This window comes from Sphingobium sp. AS12 (genome assembly GCF_019097845.1).
GTDB lineage: Bacteria > Pseudomonadota > Alphaproteobacteria > Sphingomonadales > Sphingomonadaceae > Sphingobium.
In genome coordinates this window covers 46,658-60,551 of sequence record NZ_JAHRGM010000035.1, presented here as the reverse complement: position 1 = coordinate 60,551, position 13,894 = coordinate 46,658, and the positions used below count along the sequence as shown (strand labels likewise).

At 63.5% G+C, this 13,894-nt stretch carries 19 protein-coding genes; all 19 read left to right on the top strand.

The features are described 5' to 3' along the window. Positions 1–31: 31 nt before the first annotated feature. The 19 genes from KRZ98_RS13525 (at position 32) to KRZ98_RS13435 (ending at position 13,854) form a co-directional block, all read left to right on the top strand. A complete protein-coding gene (locus tag KRZ98_RS13525; protein WP_217674017.1) occupies positions 32–1,123 on the top strand; it encodes a phage major capsid protein, P2 family in 1,092 nt (363 codons plus the stop codon). A gap of 51 nt (positions 1,124–1,174) precedes the next feature. Beyond that, positions 1,175–1,984 carry a phage terminase small subunit gene (gpM, locus tag KRZ98_RS13520; protein WP_217674016.1) on the top strand — a complete coding sequence of 270 codons (810 nt, stop codon included), beginning with the start codon at positions 1,175–1,177 and terminating at the stop codon, positions 1,982–1,984. Positions 1,985–2,186: 202 nt separating this feature from the next. Beyond that, positions 2,187–2,669: a head completion/stabilization protein gene (locus tag KRZ98_RS13515; RefSeq protein WP_217674015.1), complete on the top strand. Its 483-nt coding sequence runs from the start codon at positions 2,187–2,189 to the stop codon at positions 2,667–2,669. Next, positions 2,669–2,893 carry a tail protein X gene (locus tag KRZ98_RS13510; protein WP_217674014.1) on the top strand — a complete coding sequence of 75 codons (225 nt, stop codon included), beginning with the start codon at positions 2,669–2,671 and terminating at the stop codon, positions 2,891–2,893. The genes KRZ98_RS13515 and KRZ98_RS13510 overlap by 1 nt, the downstream gene beginning before the upstream one ends. A 4-nt stretch (positions 2,894–2,897) precedes the next feature. Further along, complete coding sequence (locus tag KRZ98_RS13505) at positions 2,898–3,230, top strand: hypothetical protein (RefSeq protein WP_217674013.1); 333 nt, start codon at positions 2,898–2,900, stop codon at positions 3,228–3,230. Positions 3,231–3,234: 4 nt separating this feature from the next. Then, positions 3,235–3,687: a D-Ala-D-Ala carboxypeptidase family metallohydrolase gene (locus tag KRZ98_RS13500; protein WP_217674012.1), complete on the top strand. Its 453-nt coding sequence runs from the start codon at positions 3,235–3,237 to the stop codon at positions 3,685–3,687. Next, a complete protein-coding gene (locus KRZ98_RS13495) occupies positions 3,684–4,079 on the top strand; it encodes a hypothetical protein (protein WP_217674011.1) in 396 nt (131 codons plus the stop codon). Before KRZ98_RS13500 ends, KRZ98_RS13495 begins: the two co-directional genes overlap by 4 nt. Positions 4,080–4,089: 10 nt before the next feature. Beyond that, on the top strand, positions 4,090–4,227 hold the full coding sequence (locus KRZ98_RS13490) for a hypothetical protein (protein ID WP_254798413.1): 138 nt from the start codon (positions 4,090–4,092) through the stop codon (positions 4,225–4,227). Then, positions 4,211–4,729: a phage tail protein gene (locus KRZ98_RS13485; RefSeq protein WP_217674010.1), complete on the top strand. Its 519-nt coding sequence runs from the start codon at positions 4,211–4,213 to the stop codon at positions 4,727–4,729. The genes KRZ98_RS13490 and KRZ98_RS13485 overlap by 17 nt, the downstream gene beginning before the upstream one ends. 4 nt (positions 4,730–4,733) lie before the next feature. Next, a complete protein-coding gene (locus KRZ98_RS13480; RefSeq protein WP_217674009.1) occupies positions 4,734–5,405 on the top strand; it encodes a phage virion morphogenesis protein in 672 nt (223 codons plus the stop codon). 71 nt (positions 5,406–5,476) lie between these two features. Beyond that, a complete protein-coding gene (locus tag KRZ98_RS13475; protein WP_217674008.1) occupies positions 5,477–6,370 on the top strand; it encodes a baseplate J/gp47 family protein in 894 nt (297 codons plus the stop codon). 4 nt (positions 6,371–6,374) lie between these two features. Then, positions 6,375–7,025 (top strand): phage tail protein I, encoded by a 651-nt coding sequence (locus KRZ98_RS13470; RefSeq protein ID WP_217674007.1) that lies wholly within the window; start codon positions 6,375–6,377, stop codon positions 7,023–7,025. Continuing rightward, positions 7,022–8,377 (top strand): hypothetical protein, encoded by a 1,356-nt coding sequence (locus tag KRZ98_RS13465; RefSeq protein ID WP_217674006.1) that lies wholly within the window; start codon positions 7,022–7,024, stop codon positions 8,375–8,377. Before KRZ98_RS13470 ends, KRZ98_RS13465 begins: the two co-directional genes overlap by 4 nt. Positions 8,378–8,447: 70 nt before the next feature. Next, the gene (locus KRZ98_RS13460) at positions 8,448–11,015 is read left to right on the top strand and encodes a phage tail protein (protein ID WP_217674005.1); all 2,568 of its coding nucleotides are present in this window, start codon (positions 8,448–8,450) and stop codon (positions 11,013–11,015) included. A gap of 3 nt (positions 11,016–11,018) precedes the next feature. Further along, positions 11,019–11,408, top strand: coding sequence for a tail fiber assembly protein (locus KRZ98_RS13455; RefSeq protein WP_217674004.1), 390 nt, complete (start codon positions 11,019–11,021; stop codon positions 11,406–11,408). 11 nt (positions 11,409–11,419) lie between these two features. Beyond that, positions 11,420–11,659 carry a hypothetical protein gene (locus KRZ98_RS13450; protein ID WP_217674003.1) on the top strand — a complete coding sequence of 80 codons (240 nt, stop codon included), beginning with the start codon at positions 11,420–11,422 and terminating at the stop codon, positions 11,657–11,659. A gap of 83 nt (positions 11,660–11,742) precedes the next feature. Next, positions 11,743–12,318, top strand: a complete 576-nt coding sequence (locus tag KRZ98_RS13445) for a phage baseplate assembly protein V (RefSeq protein ID WP_217674002.1) — start codon at positions 11,743–11,745, stop codon at positions 12,316–12,318. Continuing rightward, entirely contained in the window at positions 12,318–12,668 is a 351-nt protein-coding gene (locus KRZ98_RS13440; protein ID WP_217674001.1) for a GPW/gp25 family protein, read from the top strand. The genes KRZ98_RS13445 and KRZ98_RS13440 overlap by 1 nt, the downstream gene beginning before the upstream one ends. A 16-nt stretch (positions 12,669–12,684) precedes the next feature. Further along, positions 12,685–13,854: a phage tail sheath subtilisin-like domain-containing protein gene (locus KRZ98_RS13435; protein ID WP_217674000.1), complete on the top strand. Its 1,170-nt coding sequence runs from the start codon at positions 12,685–12,687 to the stop codon at positions 13,852–13,854. Positions 13,855–13,894: the final 40 nt, after the last annotated feature.

The following is a 13,894-nucleotide window of genomic DNA, read 5'->3' as shown; positions in this document are numbered from 1 at the left end:
CGCCCGCCAGAAACGCCCCCAGGAGTCACCCATGCACCGTGATACCCGTATCGCCTTCGCCGGTTATGTCAGCCAGATCGCGCTGCTCAACAGCCTCTCCGTCGATGACGTAAAAACGACCAAATTTGCGGTCGCACCTAATGTCGAACAAAAGCTGGAAGAAAAAATCAAGGAAACCAGCGAGTTTCTGCAGCAGATCAACATCGTTCCCGTTGTCCAGCAGTCCGGCGACAAGGTCGGCGTAACGGTCACGCGCCCGATCGCGAGCCGTACCAACACCGCCAATGGCACGGAACGCAATGCGGCCGACCCGACCGACACCACCGACGAGGGCGGTTATTTCTGCAAGCAGACCAATTTCGACCATTCGATCCGCTATGCGAAGCTGGACGCATGGCGTCATCGTCCTGAATTCCAGACCTTGCTGCGCGACGTGATCCTGAAACAGCAGGGCCGCGACCGCATCATGATCGGCTTCAACGGCACCTCGGCCGCCGCGACCACCAACGTCGCCAACAACCCGCTGTTGCAGGACGTCAACGAAGGCTGGCTGTTCAAGATCGAAGATCGCGCGCCCGACCGGGTACTGGACGATGGCGCGCTGACCGATGGCGTGGATAAGGCCATCTATGTGGCGAGCGAGGTCGAAGTGGTCGACGGTGAAGGCAGCAATGCCGATACCGCCGAAGCCGACTATGCCAACCTCGACGCGCTGGCGTTCGATGCGCTCGATCTGCTCGATCCTTGGCATCGCAGCGACACCGATTTGGTCGTTATCGTCGGGTGGTCGCTGGTGAAGGACAAATATCTGAACCTCCTGCAGGGCGCCAGCAATACCGCCACCGAAAATGAGGCGGCGCATCGCATTCTGACCCTGCCCAAGCAGATGGCAGGCAAGCGCGCGATAATCGTGCCCTTCTTCCCCGAAGACGCGATCCTCATCACCAGTCTCGATAACCTGTCGATCTATTGGCAGGAAGAAACGCGCCGTCGCCAGCTGCTGGATGAGCCGAAGCTTGATCGCATCGCCAACTATGAATCGGTCAATGAGGATTATGTGGTCGAGGATTATGGCCGCTGCGCGCTCGTGAAGAACATCAAGATGGGCAAGAAACCGGCCTGATCGCCGCTGCCCGTCGCTCCCCAAACCGCCCCACCATAACAGGACACGCGCATGAGCATCGCTCGTCGTCATCGTGAACGCATCTTGGCTGCCCAGACTGTCAGCGCAGCCGCTGCACCTGCTGGTGGGGCGGCGCACGCCCCTGCCGCCGCGCCTCTCCCGGCGGCAGGGGCGACCAGTTCAACCCCGGCCAATTCCCCCGCCGACCGCGCAGCCGCGCAAATCGGCCTGCGCCTGACGCATGACCTGCGGGCGCTCAAGGAAACGCGCTCGATCGATAACAAGATCGCAAAGAAGCGCGAAATGATCCTGCAATATCGAGATTGGACCGCTGGGATCATCGCGGCCGACAATGGCGTTGGCACAGGCATCGCCGCCGATGTTCTGCCCACCATCATGGTCTGGGCGATCGACATCGGCGACTATGGCTATGCTCTTACCCTGGCAGAATTCGTGCTGCGCCACCGGGTGGCCCTGCCCAAACGCTATGAGCGGGACGCCGCCACCCTCATTGTCGAGGAAATCGCGGATCAGGCGATCCGGGCGCAGAATGGCGATCAGCGATTCCCGCTCGAAATCCTCGACCGCGTGCAGGATCTGACCTTCGCGGACGATATCCACGATCAGGTCCGCGCCAAGCTGCTCAAGGCGATCGGTGTCGAACTGGTGGCCGCCGCGCAGGACATGGAAGCCGACAAGGCCCGCACCGAACTCACCTCCGCGCTGTCAGCCCTGCGCGAAGCCCAGCGTTTGCATGACCGCATCGGCGTGAAGGACAAGATCAAGCGGGCCGACAAGATGCTGACGGCCATCACCGCTGCCGTCCCCGCACCCGAACAGGGCGGCGATACCGCCGCCTGACAAGCTGCCCCCGGCGCTCAGGGGCGGATCGCGCAGGGCGGGAGGATCCTCGGATCCACAGGGCCGCCGCTGACCCGATCCCCACCCCTGTAGCCGGGCCGCCCCGAAAGGATCCTGACTTGCGTTACGCCTTCGCTCTGTTTTTCCTGATCGGCACGCTGTGCCTGTGCATGGAATATGCGGCGCGCACGGTGATGGCGTGATGTCCTTCGTCACCATCCCACCCGCCGCAGACGTCGATGCGCCGCCCGCACAGGAACCGCCTGTCATCAATGACGGCTTTTTTCCCGACGTCGATCCGGCAGGGATCCGCGATGCCGCGCGTATCACCAACACGATCACGCCCGGTCGCCTGCGGGCTGCCATTCTTGGCGCGATCATGGCGATCGAAATCGACATGCGCGCCTATGCCGCCGCGCAGATCGCCGCTGGCCATGCATCGCTGGCCGCTGTCCCCGCGACCCAGCTGGACGGGCGCAGCGTGCAGCTGATCCGCTACGAACGCGCTGTCGCCCTCTATGCCAAGGCCGAACTGATCGCGCGCATGCCTGATTTCGATACGACCGGCGCAGGCGACAATCGCGCGGATGAAACCACGCCGACTATCGGCGAACTGCGCCGCGATGCCATGCATGCCGTGCGCGACATGCTGGGCAAGACGCGCACGACGGTGGACCTCATCTGATGGCCGCCGTCAGCACATTGACGGCAAAGTCTGGCGACAAGCTGGACCTGATGCTCTGGCGCGACCTCGGCCTTGGCCCGGAACATCTGACCCGCGTCATGGATGCCAATCCTGGCCTTGCCGACCTGGGCGCAATCCTGCCGCTCGGCACCGTCGTCAATGTGCCGACGATCGCCGCCCCACAAACCACGCCGACCCGCCCCCTGATCCAGCTTTGGAGTTGATCCCTTGGACCTGCGCCCCTTCCTCGACACCGCCGGAGATCTGATCGGATCGCTCACCCCATCGCTGATCGGCTCGGCCGTCGCGCAAGCATGGAAGCCTGCGCTGCCCTTTCGCCAACGCTTCCTGCAATGGGTCGTGGGTTCGACCGTCAGTTATTACGCGACCATCGCTGTCATCGCCGTGACGGGATGGAGCCACTTCGCTGCGCAGTCGATCGCTTTTGCCGTCGCGCTTCTTGCCTTCGACGCCACCCCCCGCATCGCCAAGGCCGCGATCGAAACGCTGACCAGCGTGCCGGGCCGCATCGCCGATCGCTTCCTGCCCAAAAAGGACTGACGCCATGAAGCTGTCCCCTAACTTCACCCTGGCCGAATTTACTGCATCGGCCACTGCGCTGGCCCACCGCATCGATAACACGCCCAATGGCGCGCAGATCGCCGCTATGAAGCTGCTGTGCACCAAGGTGCTGGAGCCGCTGCGCGCCCATTTCGGCAAGCCGATCGCGCTGTCGTCGGGTTTCCGGTCGCCCAAATTGTGCCTGGCTGTCGGATCCAGCGTCACCAGCCAGCACGCCCAGGGCGAAGCGACCGACTTCGAAATTGCGGGCATCGACAATGTGACCGTCGCCACGTTCATCCGCGACCGACTGCCGTTCGACCAGTTGATCCTAGAAAATTATGTGCGCGGCCAGCCCAATAGTGGCTGGATCCATGTCAGCTATCGCGACGGCCGCCTGCGCAAGGATGTGCTGACCTATTCGCGGCGCACCTATTTCAAGGGTCTGTTGCCATGATCGGCCGCGCGCACCTCATCATGGCCGCCGCGCTGGTGGCCTGTGCGTCCGGCACGGGTGGCTTCCTGTTCGGCATCGACATCGGCGTCGGGCGCGAACAGGCGGCGCAAAAGCGCGCTGACGATGCCCGCGAAGTCGAACGGCAAAAACTCCAAGGACAGATCGATGCATCCGACGAACGTTTCCAGATTTCGGAATATGCCCGACAGCAGAATGTCAGGGAAATCCACCATGAAAGCACGAAAGTGGTTGAGCGTCCGGTCTATCGCAATCTGTGCGTTGATCGCGATGGCGTCGGCCTGCTCGACCGCGCCGCCGCCACGGCCAACAGTGACGATATCTGGGGGATTGCTGGCGACACCCGCCCCGTTGCCCAGGGTCCAGAGGACTGACACCGGCGAGATGACCGGCGCGCAGTGCCATGGCAGTTTGGCCGACCTCTATGATGTGGCGGGCCAGATCCGCATGACGCTGATCGAATTGCAGCGGCAGGTGCGGATCGCCCAGGACAAGGGGCAACCCAATGCGCAAGGGCGATAGTCTGCGGCGCTGGCTGACCGCCTGCCTGCCCGATCTGAAAACCCATCCCGATCGCCTGCAGATTTTCTTTGAGGAAGGCGGCATCAATGCGCGCCGATCCGCCACCCTGTCCTTCGCCTATAGCTACAGCCTGAAGGTGCTGCTGACCGATTATGCCGGGGATCCCGATCATCTGATCGTGCCGGTGCTGGCGTGGATCGAAAAGGAACAGCCGCAGCTGCTCGCCCGCAACGACAGCGCGCCTTTCGCCTTCCGTTCCGAGTTGCTCGACAGTCAGGCTTATGACATCGAACTGTCGATCGACCTTACCGAAGCCGTACTGGTCACCATGTCGGCGGACGGCAAGGGCTGGAATATCGTCCATCCGCCCGAACCGGACTATGGTCACGCGTTCGATGGCGTGACGGCCAATTTCCGGCAGGGCTTCGGCAATGTCGAACTGCTGCTGGAATCGTCCGACCCCGACGCCGTGCTGACCCCGGCGATTCCCCCGGACGCCTGATGCCATGACGGACGAACTCGCCGAAATCGAACGCATTGCAGGAGCTCTACTGCGCGGCCTGTCATCGGGCCAGCGGCGCACCCTGATGCGCCGCATGGCGCGCGATCTGGGCGCTGGCCAGCGCGAACGAATCGCGGGCCAACACGCGCCCGATGGCAGCGCTTTTGCGCCGCGCAAGAAGAAGGAACCGCCCATCTCAGGACGCGGCGCGGCCTGTTTCCTCTACCCCTCTGGCGGCAGTGGGGAACCGCGCCGGGTCATCATGAAAAGCTTCACTTGGGGGGCGGGCCAGAAGATGACCGGCTTCGACATCGACGCAGGCGCCATCCGCACCTTCGAATTTTCCAAGATCGTCAAATGGCTGCCTGTCCCACCCGAACACGCCAACCGTAGCGGTGGCAAGCTGCGCCGCCGGGGCGGCATCCGTCGGCGCGCCATGTTCCGCCGCCTGTCCTCAGCGCGATTTCTCAGGACCGGCGCGGACGATCAAAGCCTGTGGGTCGGATTCAGCGGCAAGGTGTCAGCCATCGCGAATGTCCATCAACGCGGCCTGCGCGATCGACCTTCGATCCGCGCCAAGCCGGTGGATTATCCCCAGCGCGAACTGCTTGGCGCGACAGCGGCGGATCGGGAAAGGCTGCTCGATTTGCTCTATAGCCATATGGCGGAAGCCTGACGCATTTGGACTAGCGCCTGTCCAAATGCCGGGGCTGGCGCGGCCCCCGGCCTGCCGCCGAAGTGGCCGCCATGGCCGATGCTACCTTCACCGCTGTTGATCTGTCCCGCCTCCCTGCGCCCACCATTATCGAGGCGCTGGATTTCGAGACGATCTATGCCGCCGCCCTTGCCGAATTTATTGGATTGGTGCCGGATTTCGTCGCGCGTGAGAGCGATCCGGCCACGAAGCTGCTGCAGGTTTTCGCCTATCGCGAACTGATCCTGCGTCAGCGCATCAACGACGCGCTGCGCGGCGTGATGGTCGCCTATGCGGTCGGGGCGGACCTCGACAATCTGGGCGCGCTGTTGGGCGTGGCGCGCCTCACCCTGACGCCACCGGACACGGTGCTGAACATCGCCGCCATCATGGAAAGCGACACGGATTTTCGCCGCCGTATTGTGCTGTCCCCCGAAGGCTATTCGGTAGCGGGGCCGGAGGGCGCCTACATCTATCATGCCCTGTCCGCGCATCCCGATGTGCTGGACGCCAGCGCGACCAGTCCGGAGCCGGGCCATGTCCTGGTATCCGTGCTTTCGCGCAACGGAGCCGGGGCCGCGTCACAGGCTCTGGTCGATACGGTCGCCGCCTATCTGACCGATGAAACCCGCCGCCCGCTGACCGACTATGTCACCGTTCAATCGGCGCAGATCGTCAACTATACGATCGTCGCTACTCTAACGACGTTCAGCGGGCCTGACGGTGGCGTGGTGATCGCCGCCGCGCAGGCGAAGTTGGCCGCCTATATCGCAGACAGCCATCGCATCGGGCGCGACATCACCCGGTCCGGCATCTTTGCCGCGCTGCATGTCGAGGGCGTCCAGAATGTCACCCTGACCAGCCCGGCGGCTGACATCGTCGTTGCGCGGACCCAAGCGCCTTACTGCACCGGGCAGGCCATCACTTATGCTGGCGTTGGCGAGTGAGGCCATGACTCGGCCGACCATCCTGCCACCCGGATCGACGGCGCTGGAAAAGGCGCTCGAACAGATCGCGGCTGCGCGCACGGATATGCCGGTGCAGATCCGCACCTATCGTCAGCCCGCGAACCTGTCGGTTTCGATCCTGCCATGGCTGGCGTGGGAGTTGAGCCTCGACAACTGGTCATCCGACTGGCCGGAAACCATCAAGCGCGCGCGCGTCCGTCAGGCAATCCCCATTGCCCGGCGTAAAGGCACGGCGGCGTCCGTGCGCGACGTCGTCGCCAGCTTCGGCGGCTCCGTCGCTATCCGTGAATGGTGGCAGACCGAACCGAAGGGGGAGCCGCACACCTTCACCCTGTCGCTCAATCTCAATCAGAACGGCGTCCCGTCGTCCGCCGCCTTTGTCGATCAGGTCATTGCCGAAGTCATTCGCGCAAAGCCGGTTCGCTCGCATTTTACCTTCACCCAGGGACTGACCGCCAGAGCCGATGTCGGCGTGATCGCCGCTGCCCGGCCCGTCGCCTATGCGCGCCTCAACGCGCTTCAAGTCAACGAACCGCCCCCCATGCCGCCGGAAGGCTATCAGCTGCTCATGGGCGCTGATGGCAGCTATCTGCGCGGCGTCGGCGGCGTCTACATTTACGGAGCCGCAAAATGACAGTGCCTGCACGGATCATCTCGTCTGAAGACCTCGCCGCTGGCGGATTTCAGGGCAAAGACTTTTTCCGGCTGACGCAGAGCATCGTCAATATTGCCCCTGCGGCAAATGATAATGCCGCTGTCCTCACGACGAAGTTTCAAGCGGCGATCGACGCCATGCCTAATGCGGGCGGGACCATCATCGTGCCCGTAGGCGACTGGTCTGCGCTCGATCCGGCCACGCTCACCATCCCGCTGATCGATATTGGCACCGGACGCCAGCAGCGCAAACAGATCACCTGGCGCGCAGATGGGGCGGTGCTGCCGTCAGGCATGCCGGGCATGGTCTTGCGTTGCGGTCAGCATCGCGAATGGGGCGACGCTGCTGGCGGTGCCGCGCGATCGGGCCGCTATGGCGATGCCTTCATGCATCTGCGCGCCGACAGGATGGATCCGCGAGGACAGAACCAACAGGATTCGATCCTGTTCGTGGAAGGGCATGTCGGCAAGGACGGCAGCGGCCTCGACAATGAGAGCATCGGCTACAAGTTCGAGATGGTTTCGGAGGCCGATGATCCCAACGCCGCCTGCCGGGGGATCCGGGGAACGGTGACCGGCCAGGGCGGCGCGGCGAAGCTGCGCGTCGGCCGCCTCTATGGTGTTGGCAAGGATGGCCATGCAGGCATCCTGACGGGGTTCATGGTCGGCATCCGACGTGTCGGGGTCGTTCCCACGACCTTTGGCGGCAACGGCAGCGCCCAATGGACGCAGAATAGCAGCGCCTATTATGGCTCGTCCATCGACTACGCCTTTGTCGGCCAGACTGGTGCCGGAATCCGCGGCGCTTTCCTGGCACAGGCGTTCAGCGTCGGCGGGGACACGCCTCAAACCGCCTTTGCGATGGGCTATGGCGAACAGGCGATCAAGCCGACGATCGCCGCCGTCGATCTTCACGCGGGCGGGTCCGGCGACGTGCTGCGGGTCATGGAAAATGAATATGGCGGTGCGAAGATCGCGTCGATCCGCAAGGATGGCACCGTCTATTCGAAAAACTTCCGATCGAACGAAGCGGGCGTCGGCATAGCGGACGATGGCGTGCTGAAAATCACGCCCCCTACAAATTCGGGCATCATCAAATTCTGGGTCGTGAATGCGCAAAACCTGTTTGGGGAGGCCTATTTCCGGGCCTCCGATGGCGCACTCAATCTCGGTTACAAAGGGTCGCTTGTCGATCTGATGCCCGCCACCACACCGACCGGCACGACCGGTCTCGACAACCGGATGACGATCACTGCCGCTGGCGGCTCGATCTATCTCGAAAACCGATCCGGTGCCGCCCGCACGGTCGGCTTCGCCTTCTTCTGCGCCTGATCCCTCCAGCCCAGAGCCCTCCAGCCCAGAGCCCTCCAGCCCAGATCCCTCCAGCACGGTAGCTTCGACAATGAGCGACATCATCCTCACCATCACCAACGCGGGTCGCGCGGCACTTATCAACGCGGAAGGCAACGGCACCGCTCCCGTTCGTATCAGTCATTGCGGCGTTTCCAGTACGGCGGTCGCGCCCACGGTCACTGCAACGGCGCTTCCTGGCGAAATCAAAAAAATCGCGACGATCGCGGGAGAGTATGTCGGCGACGATACGATTCATCTGGTCATTCGCGACGAAACCACCGCCGTCTACGCGCTGCGATCGTTCGGCCTCTATCTGTCAGATGGCACGCTGTTCGCGCTGTACGGGCAGGCCAGCCCAATCATGGAAAAATCGGCGCAGGCGATCCTGCTGCTTGCCCTCGACGCCAGCTTCATGGACGTTAACGCCAGCAGCATCACCTTTGGCGCGACCAATTTCACCAATCCGCCGGCTACCACCGAACGGCAGGGCGTAGTCGAACTGGCGACGCGGGCCGAAGCCATCGCGGGCATAGACAATTTTCGCGTGCCCGCGACCCGTGAATTGAAGGAAGCCGTGTTCGCGTGGCTCGATTCACGCTTCGGCGTCAACAATGCGGCGATCTGGCACAAGGATAATGATGGGGCGGGTTCCGGCCTCGACGCGGATTTGCTCGATGGTCAGCAGGGCAGCTACTACGCCGACGTGCGCGCACGCCTTGGCTTCACACCCGTCAACAAAGCGGGCGACACCATGTCGGGGCCGCTTGAAATTTCCTATTTGGGCAGCGCGTCGCTGTCGCTCAACTCGGGTGGGGTGGGCGTCGGTCGTCTGGCGATGCAGAGTGATGGCAATCTCGTCCTGTACCGCGACGACGGCGCTGGTCAGAAGCCGATATTCAGCATCCCCAGCCAGACCGACCCGTTCAATGTGCAGCGGGTCATGACGCGGCAGGGCTTTCTGGTGTGGGATGCTGGCAATGACGGCGCTGGCTCGGGTCTGGATGCCGATTTGCTGGATGGCCAGCATGGCAGCTACTACACCAATATCGTGGCCCGCCTGGGTTACACGCCGCTTAATATGACCGCCTACACAGCCGCCGACGTGCGAGCAAAGCTACTGACCGTTGATGGCAGCGGGTCCGGTGTGGACGCCGATCTGCTCGATGGGCAGGACGGCAGCTACTATGCCGACATTCGTGGCCGCCTTGGCTTCACGCCGGTGAACAAGGCAGGCGACACCATGTCTGGTTCGCTGGAAATCAGTCATGTCGGCAGCCCTTATCTGGCCCTGAATTCCGGCGGCGTGGCGGTCGGGCGTCTGGCGATGCAGAGCGATGGCAACCTCGTCCTGTATCGTGACGATGGCAGCGGCCAGCGCCCGATTTTCAGCATCCCTAGCCAGACAGACCCGTTCAATGTGCAGCGGGTCATGACGCGGCAGGGGCATCTGGTATGGGATGCGGGCAATGATGGGTCCGGCAGCGGCCTCGACGCTGATCTGCTCGATGGACAGGACGGCAGCTATTACAGCAACGTCGTCGCCCGCCTGGGCTACACCCCGCTCGACAACGCCGCCTATACCGCCGCCGACGTGCGGGCGAAGCTGCTGACCGTGGACGGTAGCGGCTCTGGCCTCGACGCCGATCTGCTCGATGGGCAGGACGGCGGCTATTACAGCAACATTGTCGCCCGCCTGGGTTACACCCCGCTCAATGTCACCGCCTACACTGCCGCCGATGTACGCACGAAGCTGCTGACAGTCGATGGCAGCGGAAGCGGCCTCGACGCCGATCTGCTCGATGGGCAGGATGGCAGCTATTACAGCAACATCATTGCGCGCCTTGGCTTCACGCCCGTCAACAAAACGGGCGATACCATGTCGGGTTCGCTGGAAATCGCCCAGGTCGGCAGTCCCTCCCTGTCGCTTAATTCTGGCGGCGTAGGCGTGGGCCGCCTTGCCATGCAGAGCGATGGCAATCTCGTCCTCTATCGCGACGATGGCAGTGGCCAGCAGCCGATATTCAGCATCCCCAGCCAGACCGACCCGTTCAATGTCCAGCGCATCATGACCCGGCAGGGTCATCTGGTCTGGGACGCGGGGAACGACGGCTCTGGCAGCGGCCTGGACGCGGATCTGCTTGATGGCCAGCAGGGCAGCTATTATGCCGACATAACCGCGCGCCTGGGCTACACGCCGCTCAATATAACCGCCTATTCCGCTGCCGACGTCCGGGCGAAACTGCTGACCGTCGATGGCAGCGGCAGCGGTATCGACGCAGATCTGCTGGATGGTCAGGAGGCATCCGCCTTCGCCCGTCTGCTTGATTTCGGCGCGCTGCTGACGGGCAACGGATATCAGAAGCTGCCCGGCGGCCTGATTTTGCAATGGGGCAATGTCGTTGCGCCATCGGGCGGCGTCAACAATGTGACCTTCCCCATCGCCTTCCCTACCGAATGCATGGCGGCCTATGCCAGCAATCAATCGGGCGCGGTGCCTTCGGCCTGGGCCGCGACCGGCAACCTGACCCGCATAAGCATGACGGTCGGCCATGCATCCTCTTCGCTCAATCCATCCAGCGCTGGCACCGCCGCCTTCTGGTTCGCCCTTGGGAGATAAGCCTTGTCCTATTTCTATTCACCCTCCACCGGCGGCTTCTACACCGAAGCGATACACGGCCAGGACATTCCGTCCGATGCCTGCGCCATCGACGCGGATCGCCATGCCCGGTTGATGGCCGAACAGTCTGCCGGTCTGGCGATCGTCGCGGATGCCGATGGCCGCCCGGTCGCGATGCCGCCGCCCGCGCCCTCGGATATGCAGTTGCTGTCGGATCTGCGCCGCCACCGCGATCATTTGCTGGCGGCCAGTGACTTCACTCAGATGCCTGATGCCCCGCTCACCAACGATCGGCGCGAAGCATGGCGGCTCTATCGCCAGGCGCTCCGCGACCTCCCGGAAACCGCCACCGATCTTCATGCGATCGAATGGCCCGTTCTACCCTCTGCCTGAAGGATCTTCCCATGTCTGAACTGACCACCAAGATCGGCACGTATAATGCCGAAACCAAGAGCGTCCCTGTTACCTTCACCAGCGGCGACATCGTCCATAAGCGCGACGTGAATGCAGTCCTCAAGGATAGCGGCGCTTATGATAAGGCCGCCACCGCCGTGCGGGTCGCAGAAGTGGCCAATGGCGTTGCCGCCAAGATCAGCCTGGGTGTCATCGCCGTCGCACCGGTGGAAGGCGCTGTCGAAGCCTAAGCCAAAACGCCCGCGCATTTGGACTAGCGCCTGTCCAAATGCGCGGGCGCGAAACGCTTTCAAACCCGCGTCATGGTCCGCCCATGGCGCAACGTGCATCCGACAACGAATATATGACCGGCGAGACGATCCAGATCGGGTCGGTCGCATCGGTCGATCATGCCGACGCAACTTGCACCGTGCAGCTGGGCGACATCGAAACCGGCCCGCTCCATTGGATCACGCCCCGCGCTGGCACTGTGCGCATCTGGTCACCGCCCGTCATGGGCGAACAATGCCTCGTCTTCTGTCCCGAAGGCGACCTGCAGAACGGTGTCGTTCTGCCCGCGATCTTTTGCGATGCCTTCCCGGCCCCGGCCTCCAGCGCCGACGTCACCCATATTGAATTTATCGACGGCGCGCGGATCATCTACGATCATGCGGCTCATGCGCTGACGGTTTCGCTCCCGGATGGCGGCACGGCAGTGGTCGATGCACCCGGCGGCGCGACGATCAACGGCCCCGTCACCATCAACGGGCCGCTGACCGTCAATGACGACGTCCAGATCAGCGGCACCGCGACCGCCGACATTGATGTTGTGGGCGGCGGCAAGAGCCTCAAAGGCCACAAGCATGGCGGCGTCCAGGCTGGCACGGCCCAGACCGGAGCGCCCGCCTGATGACCGGCATGTCCCGCACCACCGGCACGGCGCTCGATGGCATCGATCATATCCGCCAATCGGTGCAGGATATCCTGTCGACCATGATCGGCACCCGCGTCGGCCGCCGCGATTATGGCTCGCTGCTGCCTGACCTCATCGACCAGCCCATGACCGGGGCGAATATCCTGCGCCTCTATGCCGCCACCGCTGTGGCGCTTTCCCGCTGGGAACGGCGGCTGCGCCTGCGCCGCGTGTCGCTGGCTGCCGGATCTGCGCCCGGCGCTGCCATCCTCACGATCGATGCGGATCGCACCGATGCGCCGACCGCCAACAGCCGCACCCGCCTCACCATCCCGCTCACCCTCTAAGCCCAAGGATCCGCTCATGGCTTTCAAGCACGGCATCACCCTTCTCGAAATCAGCAACGGCGCGCGCACGCTTACCGCCGTATCGACGGCCATCATTGGCCTCGTTGCCACCGCCGCCGACGCCATCGCTGGAGTCTTCCCGCTCGATACACCCGTCGTGCTGACGGACGTCGAAGCCGCCATCGGGTCCGCCGGTGTCGATGGCACGCTCGCCAAGTCTCTGCGCGCCATCGCCGATCAGGCCCGCCCGATCGTCGTGGTGGTTCGGGTGGAAGAAGGCGATACCGACGCGGAAACCGCCGCCAATGTCATCGGCACCACGCTGCCCAACGGGAAGAAGACCGGTCTGCAGGCGCTGCTGGCCGCCCAGGCGCAGCATGGGGTGAAGCCCAAGATCATCGGCGCGCCCGGCCTTGAAACGCAGGCGGTCACCGCCGCGCTTGTCGTCGTGGCGCAAAAGCTGCGCGGCTTCGCCTATGCCCGCGCGCTGGGCGATAATGTCTCGGCCGCCGTCACCTACCGCGCCAATTTCGGCGCGCGCGAACTGATGCTGCTCTGCCCTGATTTCCTTGCCTTCGATACGACGGCGCAGGCCAATGCCACCAGCTACGCCGCCGCCCGCGCCATGGGTCTGCGCGCCTATATCGATGAAGCCGTCGGCCCGCATAAGACCCTGTCCAACGTGCCCGTAAACGGCGTCGTCGGTCTGACGCAGGATATCCATTGGGATATCGAGGATCAGGCAAGCGAGGCGGGCATCCTTAACCAGGCGCAGGTCACGGCTCTTGTCCGTACCGACGCGGGCTATCGCTTCTGGGGCAACCGCACCACGTCCGAAGACGAACTGTTCGCTTTCGAAAGCACGGTGCGCGTGGCGCAGCTGCTCGCCGATACCGTCGTCAACGGGATGCTGTGGGCGCTGGACAAGCCGCTGACCCCGGCGCTGGCGAAGGATATCGTGGGCACCGTCAACGGCTTTGGCCGCCAGCTGGTGGCAAGCGGCGTGCTGCTCGGCTTCGACGCCTATTACAAGGACGCCAACAACAGCGTCGCCAGCCTGCAGGCGGGCAAGCTGCGCATCGACTATGAATATACCGTGCCGCCGCCGCTCGAAGACCTCGGCTTCAATCAGCGGATCACCGACAGCTATCTGGCCGATTTCTCCAGCCTTGCAGCATCGGGCTGATCGCCCCGGCCAACACCCCCTTTCCCTGAACCTCACCTAC